Below are 16,545 nucleotides of genomic sequence, written 5' to 3' on the forward strand. Positions count from 1 at the left end.
TGTTATTCGACATATCGGGGCAAACAAGGTGAAAACACCAAGCCAATACCGTCAGTGTCATCAGGCTAATCTAAGCGTTCTTATCGGAAACAGGCCTATTGATCCTGCCAAATCATCACTTGGGCTGGCTCGCCATTACTACGGGTAGCGCGGTACATACCTTCGGTATTAAATGGCGTGGCAATATTGCCTCTGTGGTCGACCGCAATCACACCACCAGAGCCGCCAGCGGTGATAAGGCGTTGATTAATCACTTCATCTGCCGCTTGAATAATGGATTTTTGCTGGTACTTCACCTTAGCGCAGATATCGCCCGCCACTTGATAGCGAATAAAAAACTCACCATGGCCAGTAGCCGATACAGCGCAAACGCCGTTTTCGGCATAGGTGCCAGCACCAATCACGGGCGAGTCCCCAATCCGACCAAAGCGCTTAGCCGTCATCCCACCAGTAGAAGTGCCCGCCGCTAAGTTGCCGTTTTTATCTAAGGCGACAGCGCCGACGGTGCCAAATTTATAATCGAGATCTTTCATCTCAATCCCCGCAATTTGGTCTGATTTTTCAGCCGCCTGCAGTTTTTGCCTGGCATCGAGTAATTGCTGATAACGTGCATCGCTATCGAAATGGCTGTTAGGTACCAGTTTAAAACCTTGGGTTAAGGCAAACTCCTCGGCCCCTGCGCCCGAGAGCATCACATGCTCGGACTTATTCATCACGGCTAGGGCCAAATCGATAGGATTAGCGATATGGCGCACGCCCGCTACGGCGCCCGCATTCATGGTTTTACCATCCATAATGGAGGCATCTAACTCATGGCCGCCATCATAGGTGTAAACCGAACCGACACCGGCGTTAAACAGCGGGCTATTTTCTAATACATTGATGGCGGTTTGCACCGCAACTAAGCTATCGCCACCCTGCTCGAGCACTTTGGAGCCTTTATCAACGGCTTCTTTGAGTTTGTCTTTGTAGGCCTGGCGCAGCTCAGGTGTGAGATTAGCCTTGGAAATCGTGCCCGCGCCACCGTGGATCGCAATGGCAAAAGGTTTTTCATTCGCATGGGTATTTTGTGACATAAAAAGTGCACTCGAGAGAATTAAACTAAAGGTGGCTAATTTTATTTTCATTATTTACATCCCCTTAAACAGTAGCGTCCTTTGTAACCATTTCAATGACTAATTTCAATCATCTCCTTGCCTGTTACCTCCATTCTGGCGACAATGAACTCACATCACAGGGATTATAAAGTGCAGCGATTCTTGCAAATAACGTCATTATCTTTTCGTCTTCATTTGCTTCTTGGCCTGAGTTTAGTCACATCGGGGACTATGGCCGCCGATAACTTTTTAACGCTTTCTGTCAACGGGGTCGACGAAGCCCTAAAGCGTAACATTCTCGCCCACTTAGGCGCGATGCCAGACTCCGAAGTGCAGCGCCGAGCCTTCTTATTTAACGTCGAAGACAATGTCACCACCGCCCTCGAGTCCATGGGATATTACCATGGCGAAGTGGAAGAACAGTTAGTCGAAAAGGACAAAGGCCCGTGGGAGCTCAAACTCACGGTCAAAGCGGGTGAGCCAGTTAAAGTTCAATGGGTCGACATTAATTTTTCCGGCGATATGCTCGACGACCGCGCCTTCGATAAGTGGCTGGCGGAGGTGAATATCAAGCCAGGAGATACGCTCAACCATGGGGTGTATTCCGATGTGAAATCCCAACTGGTGACGCTTGCCCTGGCAAGAGGTTATTTCGATGGCGAATTCACCGAGTCGCAAATCAAAATCAACCGCGATTTAAACACGGCGCAAATTAGCCTGCATTTTAACTCCGGCGCACGTTACCACTTTGGTCAAGTGAGTTTTGATGGACATACTTTAGAGCCGGATATCCTCACTAAGCTTATTCCCTTTAAGGAAGATGCGGCCTATTCGACCCGCCGTGTCAGTGCACTTAACCGCCAGTTGTTGGATACGGGTTATTTTGCCAATATAAAAGTGATCCCTCAGGTCGATCAGGCAAAGGATAATCAACTGCCAGTAAAGGTAGAACTCACCAATAAAGCCAGCCACTCGATTGAATTAGGTCTCGGTGGCGATATAGGCCAAAGCGCCGATAAAACCTTCGACCCTAGGGTGCGGGTCACTTGGCGCACACCACAAGTCAATAAGTACGGTCATTCTCAGGAGACCAGTTTGGAGTGGTCTCCTGATAGGCCCAAGTTTTTAACTACTTATACGATTCCACTGACGCATCCCTTAGACGATCAACTCAAAATTCGTTTAGGCTTGTTGCGAGATAAATACGGGGTTACCCAGATTTACGAGCCAGAAAACCGCGATTTTCGCAACACAGGGCAATTGGAGTCGACCAAGTATTTGCTCGGGCTACTTAGGCAACAACGCTTAGATAATCAATGGCTCATGAGTTATTCCCTCGATGCGATTCGCGAGGAATATACTCAATCTGACATCGATTACAGCCCTAGTTTTTATCTGGCGGGAATTAACTTTTCTAAAACCACCCGTGGTGATAACTCACTCGATCCTAAGTCCGGCTTTAGGCAAATGTATAGCTTAGATTATGCCGATCCTTATTTGGGCTCAGAAACCCGCCTTGCCCGTTTACAGGCCAAGTTTAAGTGGATTGATACCTTTTTTGATAACCACAGAATTGTGGCGCGTATGGATCTCGCCGCCAACCTAGCCAATGAAAATGAGCTGGCCTTTATCCCGCCGTCGCTACGTTACTTTGCCGGTGGCGACCAAACCATACGTGGTTATGGCTATCAAGAGCTTGGTCCTTATCTCGATTACCTCGATGCAGATGGAAAAGTTAATCGTGAGGTTATCGGTGGGCGCTATCTCATGGTTGGCAGTTTGGAATATCAATATTACGTCACCCCGACTTGGCGTGTTGCCACCTTTGTCGATGCGGGTAACGCCTTTGATAACAACCAGTTTGAACCTGTGGTCTCAGTGGGCGGAGGTATCCATTGGATCTCCCCCATTGGCCCAATTAAGTTAGATTTAGGGGTTGGTTTGAAAGAGACAGACACCATTGACCGCTCATGGCGCATTCACTTAACCATGGGGACAGAGCTATGAGTCAGCCCCCTATCCATGAACCTAATGCACCTGAGCAGCAATCCTCTTTAGAGCAAAATCCAACATGCGTGCAGCCCAAAACGCTTAAGCTGCGCATTTGGCAAATATTTAAACTCTGCACGCGGATTATTGTTTACGTTCCCTTAAGTCTTTTGGTGCTAACCGCATTACTGCTAGGGACTGAAATTGGCTCGCGGATAAGTGTGGGTTTAGCCGATAAGTTTGTGCCCGATCTGGCGCTCACCTACACTTCTGGCTCCTTAAATAAAGATCTCACCTTAGCCCACGCCAGTTGGTCGATGGATGGGATTAAGGTCGAGCTCAAGGATTTACATTTGGCATGGCAACCCACATGTCTGCTACAAAAACAGCTGTGCGTGAATGCTCTAACGGCGAGCCAAATCGATGTCAATATCGATACCGAGACCTTAAGCGCCGGCGGTGCAGAAGTCGACGTCCCCCCCGAAAATGATGAGCCGAGTGAACTGGTTCTGCCCTTTGGCATCAAACTCGACAGCGCTGAACTGAATAACATCAATATTTCGGTCGATAAGATGCGCTTTTCGGCAAATCATATTCAGACCGCCGCTACTTGGTTTGCCGAAGGACTGACAGTCGAGCAGCTTAGCAGTGAAGGCTTGGCCGTGTTAATTCCAACCGACGACAGCTCTGTGCCAGACACACCAGCCACAACTCCTCAAGGCGCAGGCATACAAGTTACTGACACCAAGGCAACTGAGACAACTACAGCGGCAGAAACCACGAGCGCAGCGGCTACGCCTCCTCAGCCTGAGACAGAAAAATCAGCAACCGCAGTGGTGGCAACAAGCGCTAAAGCTTCCACTGAGAAACCCATTGCAGATAAACAAACGGATGAAAACGCCAACAAGCAAGCATCTTCAGAGGAATGGGCTCTTGCCCATTTACCACAGGTTTTTATGCCTTTTCCGGTGGATGTCAAGCACCTCAGTTTAGACAACAGCCGTTTACAGATTGGTCCGCGCGAAGATCTATTTAGCCATATTGAGCTTCAAGGTCAATTTGCCAAGTATCAGTTAACTCTAGAAAAACTGCTGCTTGCCCATAGTTATGGCGAAGTTTCTGTGGTGGGCCAACTCGCCCTCGAACAGGACTATCCGCTCGCGCTTGAGGTTAAGGCCAATGTGACTCAGGTTGCCGAGTTGCCTGAATTGACCCATCAACAATTAAACCTAACGCTTAGCCAAAGCGTCGGACAGCTTGGGATCCATGCCCTTGCCAATGGGGATGTCGATTTTAGTCTCAATGGACAATTGACCCTCAAAGATCCCATGCTGCCCTACAAGGTCAAACTAGAGAAAGCCCGCGCACAATGGCCACTGCAACATGCCGAGTATCTCGTCAGCGACCTTAACCTCGACACCCAAGGCTCCCTCACGCAGCAAGCGGCGACGCTCAATGGAAATGTCACCACACCTTTCCATAAAGTCTTAGCCATCAGCAGTGAACTCCATCATCAGGATGCGAAGCTCGATATTAAGCAGTTTATTGCAAAGGGCGAGCTAGGTTCGGTCGATGTCACCGGTGAGCTAGATTACGCTAAGGCGATCACTTGGAAAGCCAAGGTATTGCTCGATAACCTGAAATTACAGGAAATCACCCTGCCGGAAACCGCACAGACGCCTGAAACGACAGCTAAAAAGGACTCTAAAGCGCCGAGCACAAATACCGATAAGTCCGCGCCTGCCACAACAAATACGCCAGCGCCAACGACAACAACAGCCGCTACAAGTGCAACGAGCAGCCTGCCAAACAGTTTAATCTCGGGACAATTACAGACAACTGGGCGTTTGCTAGATAAACAGTGGCAAGTGGCGCTAACAGACACTCAACTGTCAGGCACAATGCAGAGTTATCCGTTTGATATCACAGCCGATGTCAGCATAAACGATAAACTGTATATCAGCGCCAAAGGGGTCAATGCTAAGGTACTGGGTTCAACCTTAACCTTAGCGGGCGAAACCAACAAAACCTGGAACATTGAGGGCAAGCTGCAAGTCCCCGATTTCGGTTTATGGCTACCCCAAGCCAGCGGCCAATTGCAGGCAGATATCAATGTCACTGGGGATGAAAAACATCCACAACTTGAGCTAACCGCGCAACTGGTCGATCTGGTGCATCAAAATATTAAACTCAGGGAGTCAACACTCAAGGCTTACTATAAACCTTTGGATGCACACGAGTTTGCCCTTTCACTCAAGTCCAAGGCGCTACAACTCGGCTCACAGAGTCTAGATACTGTCATCTTGGGCAGTAAGGGTGATATTCAAAACCAAAAACTCACGCTGAGTGCCACAGGGGATTTAGGACTCGAGCTTGGCGTGAGCAGCCAATACGATATGAAAAAATCCCAGTTAAAAGCTCAAGTGAATAAAATCAACTTGGCAACCCCTGTTGGTCGCTGGGAAATTGATAAGGACATTTTTATTGCGTGGGACCAAAACAAATCCAAAGGTAATATTAGCCCTTTCTGTCTAGTGAACCCCAACAGTCAGGTTTGCCTCGATAATCAAGTCACAATTGGCAAAACTGGCGATGCCCAGATCAGCTATGTAGGTAATTTAGGTAAGTTGTTAGTGCCTGTATTACCAGACAATATGCAATGGGACGGCAGTTCTTCACTCTTAGCAAACTTTGCTTGGGCGGCGGGACGTAAACCCACCGCTAATGTCGACTTTAATTTTACTCCCGGTAGCATCAAGCTTAAACGCGCTAAAAACCGTGAAGTCACCATCAAGTATCAACAGCTCGCGTTAAAGGCAAATTTGGATGCTAAACGCCTTACATCAACGATTAACTTTGAATCAGAAGCAGTTGCTAGTTGGCAGAGTGAATTTACCGTTAACGTGACCCCAGACAGGGCTTTGTCAGGTTATGCCAATATCAAACAAATTAACCTACAACCCTTAGGCGAGTTTTTCCCACAGCTCAATACCCTCGAAGGTTTACTGACCAGCAAATTAAACTTTGCTGGCACCTTAAATGCGCCAGAGGTATCGGGCAATGTGTCCCTCACCCAAGGTGCCCTCGCCTTAACCGCAAACCCAACCTTGGTCAATAAAATCGATATGTCGATGGATCTTGGTGGTCAACAGGCGTCCCTCAAAGGCCGTTGGATGATGGGTACGGGATTAGGTCGAGTGACGGGTGATATGCGCTGGCCTCAAGGCCAATTTAGTGGCGAGCTTGCGATAAAGGGTGACAAATTAGCCGTGATCCAACCGCCCTTGGCACTGCTCGATGTCTCACCCGATCTCACCATCGCCTTTAGTAGTCAACAGCTTGAAGTCAAAGGGGTTGTCGATGTGCCTTCGGGTAATATCAAGATAGTCCAACTCGCCGAAGGTGGTGTTGCCCTGTCGGAAGATGTGGTCTTCGATGACTCGATTGCCGCGGCGCAACCTAAAGCCAGTCCCTATGCGATTGTGGCGGATCTGAATATTAATGTCGGTAACGACTTAAAAGTGGATGGTATGGGCCTTAAAGGTAAGCTGCAAGGGACCTTAAAACTTCAACAACAGGCATTCCGTCCCCCCTTGCTTTTTGGCGATATTAAAGTCAAACAAGGCAGCTATAAGTTTATGGGACAAACCCTGAAGATCCGCACCGGTGAAGTCCAGTTTGTCGGCCCAACCTCAGTCCCTAACTTAAATATTGAAGCTATTCGTGAAATTAAGAGTGAGGATCTAGTTGCCGGTGTCCGTGTCACTGGCACACCTGCTCGCCCCGTTGTGACGCTGTTCTCAAACCCTGCGAAGGAGCAAGCGGAGATCCTGTCTTACATTATCAAAGGCAGCGGTTTTAACAGCAGTAATAACGAGCAGAATAACTCATTAATGATGGGCGCAGCACTCGGATTAAGTTCACAGGTAGGCGGCGGTGGCGCTATCAATAATATTGGCAACACCGCTGCTGGGATTATTGAAGAATTCGGTTTCTCCAACGTACAGCTCGACACTAACGATGAAGGTCGCGTGGCGATCAGCGGCTTTATTGGTGATAACTTAATGGTGAAATACGGCGTTGGCGTATTCAACCCTGGTTATGAGATGACAGTGAGATATTATCTGTTATCCCAGCTCTATTTGGAGACGGTATCAGGCACCTTAGGCCAATCCCTAGATATTTATTACAACTTTAATATCAAATAGTTAAATTAAAAACGACATAGCCGCGTTGTTATGCTTCGCGGCTGTTTCAAAGTTAGGACTCAGCACCTAACTAGGGCATGTTAACGCATTTGAGGCGAGTCAATAGAGACAAAAAAAGCGCCATTAAGGCGCTTTTTGCTTCAATCACGACAATTAAGCGTAAACGAAATCAACGTGTTCGATGATTGGTTTGAACACATGGCGTTGCATCGCTTGTGCACGAACATTCACTTCTTTGCCATCTAAAACGATAGTCAGTACAGAAGTGTAGAAATCATCGTTAGTTTGAATGTTAATGATGTCTTTGTGATCAAAAACAATTGAAACTGGCTCTTTGCCTGCGCCGTAAATAACAGCAGGAACTTGACCTGCATGACGTAGGCGGCGGCTCGAACCTTTCCCTATTTCAGTGCGGGTTTGTGCTGGGATAGTGTAAGACATGTGTTTCTCACTTAAATTTAGAGTAAAAATGCCACCATTTTCGACCAATGGTGACTCATATAAAGCGCGCGCATACTAACACAGTTACTCGGCAGGTACAAGGACAGCACCACTCTTAAGCATAAACGGTACTGAACGGCTATCGTTATAAATCACAAAGAGTATTTATTGAATTGGAAAACTTGTTTGCGGCCTGTTACATAGGCGAAACGCCTTTGATCTGAATCAAATAACACGCGATCTTGATCACACTTAAGCCATTCGATGCCTGTTAAGCTCTGCCAAATTTTGTCATCTCAGCCTTGTAAAACATGCGTCACGAGCTGTATTTATTGCAACAAGACAATCGACTCTCCTGCCAATTAGCCCGTGAACTCGTCTCACTGATCGAAACTGTCCCCTATCAACAAACCACCATCGAGTTGAAATTGTTGGAACTGCTTGCTTGTACCCAACAAAAAAATCGAAGTTTGCTGATGTTAATGCAGCTTTGTGAGTCCTCGGCCGTTGAAGAGCAACGGATCAGACAATTTAAGTTTTCTCATTGCCTCAATCAACATGTTAACGACTGGCAACAGCGCAGGGAAATGAACAAGCTAGGGCAGCAATTTTTACCGCTGTTAAGACATTATTTGCAGGAGATTCAAGCACTCGAGCTGCAGTTTTATCAGCAGCTCTCACTGCAAAACGAGCAGACTACCAGTGGCGAACGGGACCACAGTCAACGTGCACAAAACCCGACTTAGGATAGTAACCCACTCCACCTAATTTAAGCGATAACGCCGCATCGCGAAGGGTCTTTAAGTTCACACCTGGAATAGCAATATCCATTGCCATCCCTTGCATATGGTAACTTTTCTTAGCAACACCACCGCTCTTGCTAGCCAACATCGCGTTGGTTTTGGGCGAGCGATAGCCTGAAATCACATGGATCTCATTATCAGTATTTAACGTACTCTTGAGTGAAAACAGTAGATCGAATAAACGTTTATCCATAGGCGCTGCAACATTTTGGCGATGGTCACGCAGTAACTGGCTAAAATCATTCAATACTTCACTCTGATAATGACCGTCAATCCAATAACTTCCATTATTATGTTCACCCGTATGACGATTATAGAGACTCAGCTCGCGAACCCCTTTAGTAGAGCGACTGGCTAAAGCTTTAGACGGAATCAAAGAACACAATGCCACACCACTGAGGCCTAACAACAACTGCCTACGGGCAGGACAAAGTAACGTCACATGATCACCTTTTGTACTCTTTTTGAACACTAAAAACGCAAATTATACTGAATTGCCGCTCAGATCAAGCGTTGGCAAACACACTCTGTTTCAGATATCTAAATCCCTAAAAAGTTCAGCCCGTTAGAGTATGTGAAAAATTGATGCCGTTACAGCGAGATTAAAATCTGCTTCTAATTGATAAATGTCATTCCGATACTGTACTTTGCCATGCTCATCAAGCCATGACGTCCAGTAAACAGTGTAAACAGGCAAGGTCTCAGACAAAGCGAACCATTGAGATTGAGTCGTATTGGACATTAATTTGTCCCAAAGGCGCGTATCTTTCACTAAATGAGTCTGAAACCAGCGTGCCAACTCCTCGACCTTTTCAACCCGAATGCAACCCGATGATAAGGCCCTATTGGTCTTTTTAAAGAGACTTGGCTCAGAAGTTCCGTGTAAATACACACTAAAACTATTGTCGAAATGAAATTTATATCGGCCTAAAGCATTTTTCTCCCCTGGACGTTGCACTAAACGATAGGGAAAATTTGCAGCGGCTAAGGCTTGCCATTCCTGCGGCGAATGCTCTACTCGCGTACCGTCATAATCGTACACATCAAACCCGCGGTCCTGCAGGTAATGACCATCGTGACGAATATGAGGCAAAATATCGCGATTGATGATAGAACGAGGTACTCGCCACTGTGGGTTTAACACGACACTTGCAATTTGACTGTTTAACAGGGGTGTTGGTCGCGATGCTTTGCCCACTATCACTCTAGAATCGAGTGTCACCTTCCCTTCTTCGACCAATTGCAACTCAAATGCCGGAATGTTTATCAACAGATAGTTTGAGGGTAAAGTTCGCGTAAAAATCTGCTGTCTAAGGGTATTTTTGGCCAGTAGCTGGGCTCGAACAAAGGGAGATTGATTAAGCCAATACAGGGTCTGCTTACCAATTACACCATCATCCAGTAAACCATGTTGACGTTGAAACGCTTTAATTGCGCTAACCAGTTCATCATCATAACGCTTAAGATTGTTATCACTTTCAGCAAGCTCTGGTCGGGCAATTGATTCTGCATGAGTTGTTGCCTGTGGCGAAATCGTTTCCGACTCAGTGGTTAACTCAGAACTCGTTTTCAGTTTATCAGGCAAAAAGCCTAAATCGAAAAGGCGCCACTTAATCGACTCGATAAGCGGACTCTCCTGTCCCGGACTTAGCTTATCTTCGAGGATGAGCGTGTCCCAAGAAGTGCTTTCCGCTTGTTGCATCAACTGTTTAAGCTTGACTATCACAGCCAGGTAATATTGATCTTTTGGAATACTTGCTGCGGACACACAAGGCGTATTGCATTCAGCTTGAGTATCGAGATACAGCCAATAATGATCGAGTTGCTGCTGCATTTGACTCAGTTTATCTCGCTCCTCACTGTTGAGTGTTTTATGCCGCCACTCAACCAGTTGGTGATAATTAGCACTAAAAATAGGGCTAACATTGGCAAGGCTCAGCAATAACGTTTGCCCTAATATTTGCTCAAGGGCAGAGTCTTGCTCGGATAGTTGGTAGACACTCGGTGCGGAAGGCTCAAGTGCTGGAGCGTTTGTACTCGCTAGCACAAGACCCATGAGCAACATCTGTAGGAACCCTCGCCGAATAGAAATCAAGCAGTAATTTTGGATATTAGGATTAGACGTTAATCGACTGACAATCACCATAAACATCCCCTTTTACAGCATCGACTTAGCAATAATATACCGCGAATACTGACACCAGTACTCATTTCAATATAGCTGAAGCCGTTAACGAAATGCAGATGCGCAGAGGGATAAAACAAAAATGCCACTGACAGACATCAGTGGCATTTCATCAAGTTAGCTAAATAACGCTAGATTGAAGTTCGTACTAGCAGAAAGACACTAAGTCTTCCGGTACAAACTGCTCGGGCAGCTTTTGTAAACTTCGCAGCATCAGCGGATTAGCCAGTACCAGCGCCATTTCCTGACGGTTAAATAACGCCAAAGCACTCTGTTGGCACTGCGCTTCATGCACTTTTACGTGCACAATGGCTTCAACCGGTTCTATGGGTGTACCCGCCGCACGCAGTGGCTGCTTATCAACCATAGCCAAGTGCAGTTCCATTAACGCTGGATCTTTTAACACTTGGGCTAATGTCCAAGGTTGCTCAATATGCGCCTGATAGGCGGCACGCGCCTCTTGAGCACGGATGCAGATAGGCGCAGGATTACGCTCCTCAGGCGTGGCCAAAATACCAATGCGTTTGAAGAACTCACCAATCTTAATTGAACCCGTCCACGCCGAAATCGGCACGGCTAACCACAGACCAATCAAGGCTGGGCTCATCCACGCGAGCAATGTTAAGGAGTCCAAAATGGCCGCATAACCTAACATCACGCCCGCCAGCATATGCCAGCGGTGGCGATAGATCAGGGTTAACCAAGGCATGCTGCCATCGTCACGGCGCTGTGGAGACCAACCACTGTCACGTCCCATCAGAATCGACATCACCGCTCCGCAGTGGATGAACATCATGATAGGAGCGATTAGTGCCGAGAGGATCACCTCAAATATCACGCTCAAAATCGCCTTGATGCGACCACCGACACTGCGGGCAAAGTTGCCATCTTTTAGCAGCAATAATACGCCGAAAATTTTAGGTCCAAACAACACGCCCATGGTGATATAGAACAATCTCAATGCTCTGTCCGAGTCCATGATAGGCCATGTCGGGAACAGGGAGAATTGGTCGGTAAAATACTCAGGACGAATAAAGTGTGCCTGCAAGGCGAGCATCAAACCAGTTAAAATCAATAACAACCAGAATGGCGATGACAAATACGCCATAATGCCCGTCATTAAGTGTAAACGGCTGACCCAGTGTAAGCCTTTGGTCGGCAGGATACGGGAATGCTGCAAGTTACCTTGACACCAACGGCGATCGCGCACGGCTAAATCGACAATCGATGGCGGACATTCTTCATAAGAGCCCGGTAAGTCGTAAGCAATCACCACACTCCAACCCGCACGGCGAATAAGCGCCGCTTCGACAAAGTCATGGCTTAGAATATGGCCACCAAATGGCGGTTTACCCTTAAGGTTTGGCAGACCCGCCGCGCCCATAAAGGCTTCGGTACGAATAATGGCGTTATGGCCCCAGAAGTTACCTTCTTTTTGTACCCACCAACCAAGTCCCGTACCAATCACAGGACCATAAATACGCGCCGCAAACTGCTGCAAACGCGCCATTAAGGTGGTGCCATTGATAAGCGAAGGAATGGTTTGGATAAGTCCGGCATCAGGATCGGCCTGCATACGTTGTGCTAAGCCTGTGATGGTCGATGATTCCATCAAACTGTCGGCGTCGAGCACCAGTAAGTGATCGTAACGAGAACCCCAACGGCGACAGAAATCCGCCACGTTACCCGCTTTACGCGCCACGTTCTTACGACGGCGGCGGTAATACACGCGAGAATGTTTATGGGTTTCTTGGCGTAACACTAAAAACGCCTGTTCTTCTAACAGGGCGATTTCAGGATCTGTGGTATCACTTAAGATAAACCAATCGAACGCATGGCCATGCCCAGTTTGCGACAAGGCTTCTGCCATCACAGATACCGCAGAGAACACCCTATCAGGCGACTCATTATAGGTGGGCATCAAAATCGCAGTGCGGGTATGTAGCTCAGTCTGCTCAAGCTCGTTTGGCTTAGGCTTTTTCAGCAACATGACGAAGCCTGCGATACCACTACAAAACGCCAAGGCAATCCAGCAGAAGTTAATCGCAAACAGCACCAACATCAGATATTCGAGTGGAGTGATCCCTCCGATACTGAATACTGCAGCCATTTCATAGATAGCAAAAGCGGACAGCGCCAAGGCGCCGCCCACAACCAAAAATCGACGGGATACTTTTGAGCGCACGCCGTTAGCCACTGTGCTACGGCGTGGGAATCCTTCAGGCATTTGGCTTAAATTTTGGGGCTCCATCGCGCCAGGCCTTTCATTAGGCATGGCGCTTCCACCCACGAGCACTTCAGTCTCAAGAACCGAATTCTCGGATAAAGTCATATTAAGTTGCTCCGTCATGGACCTTAAAGCGTCCAGCGATAGAGCCAGGTTTCAACCTGACGCGGTGTAGAAAACTTGAGTTCAGCACGTAATTCGATAAGTTCCTTATCTTCTGGCTCTAACTCAAACGCGAGGCGATAACCATTGTTTGCCGCATTACGGGCAATAACCACATTTGAAATCACGCCCCCAGAAGATTCAACCTTCGCAAGCGGTAATTCATCGGGCATGGCACCGTTAAGATGATAATCCACAACAAACAAACGTCTTGGGGTCGCTTTAGCGATGTCAGCACGACCACTCGCTGTACGACTCACCACGACGGAATTGGTTTTCGCCACTGGCTCCTCGCCCCAGCTCATACGGTAAGCAAAATGATATTCGCTGCCCGCAGGGATCGGCTGACGCGGCTTCCAGAAGCTCACGATATTATCATGAATTTCTGATTCTGTTGGAATTTCTGTCAGAACCACCGCGCCTTGTCCCCAATTGCCTACAGGCTCAATCCACAAACTAGGACGACGCTCATAGTGGGCTTCGAGATCTTGATAAGAGGCATAATTGCGTTCACGTTGAATTAACCCAAAGCCCTGAGGCGAGTTGTCAGAAAACGCACTTACCTGTAATTGGCGTGGATTTGCCAACGGACGCCAGAGGTGCTCACCGCGGCCGTTGAACATTAACAAACCGTCTGAATCGTGGACTTCGGGTCTAAAGTCGTCGGTATCGTGGCGACCATTGAGTGAATGCAAGAACATGCTCGTGCTTGGGGCCAGTCCAACTTTATTTAACTCAACGCGAGGGAATAAGGTCGCTTCAACGTCGATTTGGGTATTGTCACCAGGACGCACAGAGAAACGATACGCCCCCGCCACACTTGGGCTATCCAGCAGTGCGTGTACCACAATCAGATTGCTATCGTAGGAGGGACGCTCAACCCAAAACGCGCGGAAAACTGGAAACTCTTCCCCTTCTGGGTCTGCGGTTTTCAAGGCTAAACCACGGGCAGATAAACCATAGGAGTTACCCTTACCAAGCGCGCGGAAATAACTCGCCCCTTGAAACACCATCAGCTCATCATATACACCATTAGTGTTTAGCTGATTGTGGATACGAAATCCTGAGTAGCCAATGTCATCATTTGGCAACGCCTGCGAAATAACCTCGCCTGCAGTGAAATATCTCGGCTCGTAGGCTAAGTGAGTTGCTTGGTTAGCTTCAACGATGGCAATTTCAATTAAATCTTGAAAATAAAAGCCACGATGAAACATTTGCATTTGGAATGGTAAACCTTGATCGCGCCAAATAGACGAAATCGGGTTAAAACGAATGTCACGGTATTCATCGTAGGTTAACTTGGCAAGACCTGCAGGCAGCGGATCTTTGAGCGCCACATAGGGCTTTGAAGCCAGCTTACGCGCTAGTTTCATTACCGAATCGCCATCAAAGGTGCCCGTTTTAGTAAATCTCACTTGATTTTTGTTCGCCGGCTGAGCCGTCGCCTTAGGTGGACTCACCACGGGTGTGGCGGGTTTGTTTTCAGCAGGCTTTGTTTCTTCAGCAAATGCAGGGCTTGCTAGCGCAAATGCTACGCTAAGTGCCAGTGAGCAAATAATTGAAGAAGAAGGTTTAAACGATTGGCAACGCAACAAGCTAACCATAGGATAGGTAACCTAAAAATAAACTAAGAAATCAACGTTTTTTGTTTGCACAGTGAAATTTTTTTACCGCTGTTTGATGGTAAAAAAACACATGCTGTTACATATCGCGAAAGATATCAGAAGGAGTAAAAAACTCATAAATAAAGATGCAGTTAACTCCTTTTGCACGATACTATTTAGCAATATACTTATATCAATAAAGAATATCAAATTCGAATTAACATACCAATTTGATCTTTAAAAGTAACGCTTGTAAGTAAAGTGCTATCTAGTTCGCATTACAGAAACAAAATCAGCGTTTTTGCAAACTTACTACTGACAATAATCTTAGGTGATACGTGCCAATACGCGAGCATGTTGCAACAAAATTTATTGCACCAAGCTCGCAGTCAATCGCGCTATTGGGGTAAAAATAGAGTAACAACTAAACCACCGTTTTCACGGGGAGTTAGCGTTAATTGCCCTTGATGTAAATCGATAATGTGGTGGCAGATGGATAGACCTAATCCAGCGCCAATGCCCTCGTTTTCATTTACACGGTAAAAACGTTCAGTAGCGCTAGCAATTTGCGCCATGGTCATGCCTTGACCACGGTCAGCAATCGTGATTTGAATTCCTGCAATGATTTGCTCGGCACTGATGCAAATTTCAGTTTCTGCCGGACTGTATTTACAGGCATTTTCAATGATATTTTTTAGCACTATCAGTAAGTAAAAGCGATCACAGTTGAGGGTTAATGCGGCATCAACATCGATATTCCATTCATAGTCAGTGATCAGTGGCATTAATTGGTTCAGCGCATCCTCCACCATAGGTAGTAGCGGATAAGACTGTACATTCAATTCGGCAATCGAGTCGACCCGTGCGAGCAGCAAAAGCTGCTCAACTGTGTGACTCATATGCTTCACTCCGGCATCGATGGCGGCAAGGTGGATGCGCTCCGCATCCCCTTCCCCCACTAATCCCTCTAACCCCTGTTGATGTAACTTAATTACAGATAAAGGCGTTTTTAACTCGTGGGCCGCATCGGCACTAAAGCGTCGTTCCCTCGCAATAAAACGCGCAATGCTGCTAATGTACTGATTTAACGCGCGACGCACAGGCACAAGTTCCTTAGGAAGTGACATGGTCAGTGGCGTGAGATCGTTAGGCGAGCGCGTCATTAACTCGCGTTCAAAAGACTTCAATGGTCTAAACAGTATGTAAAATAACAAACTGACAATAAGCAGTGTTAATGGCACCACAATCAGTGGCACCACGACTGCATTATGCATAATTTGCGAAACCAACTCTTGGCGCACTTCATCCTGCTGGGCGGTGACTATCCACACTTTGTGTTTGACCGAAAAAAAGCTAAACACATGCCACAATTCGCCTTCGAATACTTTTTTACTGTAACCCTGGACAAATTTGGTAATGGGTTGACGACCAATATTGTCCGAAAACACTAACGCTTGCCCTGCCTCGCTCCAGAGCTGGAAAGCAAGTTTATGCTCATAGGCCAACTTTAGCGCATCCGCTTTTTCTGCAAAGCTACTAACTTGGCTATCGGGTACATGGAGGATCTGCGGCAACAACTGCGGGCGCTTAAAATCAGCCTCATCGTGGTAGAGCAGCTCTAACATTTTTGCGGTTTGCAACATTTGCGCATCGAACAACTCTTCGATTTGATGCTTAGAATCTCGGGTGCTGAACCAGCTTGAAATGCCCACAGAAACCGAGATCCCCGAGAGCATCAGCAAGGTTAATAACAATCGTAATGAGTACACATCCAGCACCTTGAGTCGATTCACCCCATAGTCCCCGTCATTTATGGTGGAAGTAAACAT

10 protein-coding genes are annotated in these 16,545 nt (G+C 47.1%); 3 read left to right on the forward strand and 7 right to left on the reverse strand.

Annotation, left to right across the window (positions count from 1 at the left end; genetic code table 11):
- Window positions 1–95: 95 nt before the first annotated feature.
- Window positions 96–1,127, reverse strand: coding sequence for an isoaspartyl peptidase/L-asparaginase family protein (locus tag SHD_RS11520; RefSeq protein WP_023267272.1), 1,032 nt, complete (start codon window positions 1,125–1,127; stop codon window positions 96–98).
- Between the two features lie 120 nt (window positions 1,128–1,247).
- On the opposite strand from SHD_RS11520, the gene SHD_RS11525 reads away from it, so the two are divergent.
- Together SHD_RS11525 and SHD_RS11530 are read left to right on the forward strand one after the other, a co-directional pair.
- Window positions 1,248–3,104: an autotransporter assembly complex protein TamA gene (locus tag SHD_RS11525; protein WP_039978192.1), complete on the forward strand. Its 1,857-nt coding sequence runs from the start codon at window positions 1,248–1,250 to the stop codon at window positions 3,102–3,104.
- Window positions 3,101–7,294, forward strand: a complete 4,194-nt coding sequence (locus SHD_RS11530) for a translocation/assembly module TamB domain-containing protein (protein ID WP_023267274.1) — start codon at window positions 3,101–3,103, stop codon at window positions 7,292–7,294. Before SHD_RS11525 ends, SHD_RS11530 begins: the two co-directional genes overlap by 4 nt.
- 153 nt (window positions 7,295–7,447) lie before the next feature.
- Here SHD_RS11530 and rplY read toward each other — a convergent pair whose 3' ends face one another.
- A complete protein-coding gene (gene rplY / locus SHD_RS11535; protein WP_039978195.1) occupies window positions 7,448–7,735 on the reverse strand; it encodes a 50S ribosomal protein L25 in 288 nt (95 codons plus the stop codon).
- A 311-nt stretch (window positions 7,736–8,046) separates the two neighbouring features.
- On the opposite strand from rplY, the gene SHD_RS11540 reads away from it, so the two are divergent.
- The gene (locus tag SHD_RS11540) at window positions 8,047–8,481 is read left to right on the forward strand and encodes a hypothetical protein (RefSeq protein WP_039978197.1); all 435 of its coding nucleotides are present in this window, start codon (window positions 8,047–8,049) and stop codon (window positions 8,479–8,481) included.
- On the opposite strand, the gene SHD_RS11545 is transcribed toward SHD_RS11540, so the two are convergent.
- The 5 genes from SHD_RS11545 to SHD_RS11565 form a co-directional block, all read right to left on the reverse strand.
- On the reverse strand, window positions 8,432–8,980 hold the full coding sequence (locus SHD_RS11545) for a DUF882 domain-containing protein (protein ID WP_039978199.1): 549 nt from the start codon (window positions 8,978–8,980) through the stop codon (window positions 8,432–8,434). The genes SHD_RS11540 and SHD_RS11545 overlap by 50 nt on opposite strands.
- 123 nt (window positions 8,981–9,103) lie before the next feature.
- Window positions 9,104–10,684, reverse strand: coding sequence for a L,D-transpeptidase family protein (locus SHD_RS11550; protein ID WP_039978201.1), 1,581 nt, complete (start codon window positions 10,682–10,684; stop codon window positions 9,104–9,106).
- Window positions 10,685–10,871: 187 nt separating this feature from the next.
- Window positions 10,872–13,055 carry a glucans biosynthesis glucosyltransferase MdoH gene (gene mdoH / locus SHD_RS11555; RefSeq protein ID WP_039978203.1) on the reverse strand — a complete coding sequence of 728 codons (2,184 nt, stop codon included), beginning with the start codon at window positions 13,053–13,055 and terminating at the stop codon, window positions 10,872–10,874.
- A 23-nt stretch (window positions 13,056–13,078) separates the two neighbouring features.
- Window positions 13,079–14,716, reverse strand: coding sequence for a glucan biosynthesis protein G (locus SHD_RS11560; protein WP_023267279.1), 1,638 nt, complete (start codon window positions 14,714–14,716; stop codon window positions 13,079–13,081).
- Between the two features lie 398 nt (window positions 14,717–15,114).
- Window positions 15,115–16,545: an ATP-binding protein gene (locus tag SHD_RS11565; RefSeq protein WP_023267280.1), complete on the reverse strand. Its 1,431-nt coding sequence runs from the start codon at window positions 16,543–16,545 to the stop codon at window positions 15,115–15,117.

Source organism: Shewanella decolorationis S12 (genome assembly GCF_000485795.1).
In the GTDB taxonomy this organism is placed as follows: domain Bacteria; phylum Pseudomonadota; class Gammaproteobacteria; order Enterobacterales; family Shewanellaceae; genus Shewanella; species Shewanella decolorationis.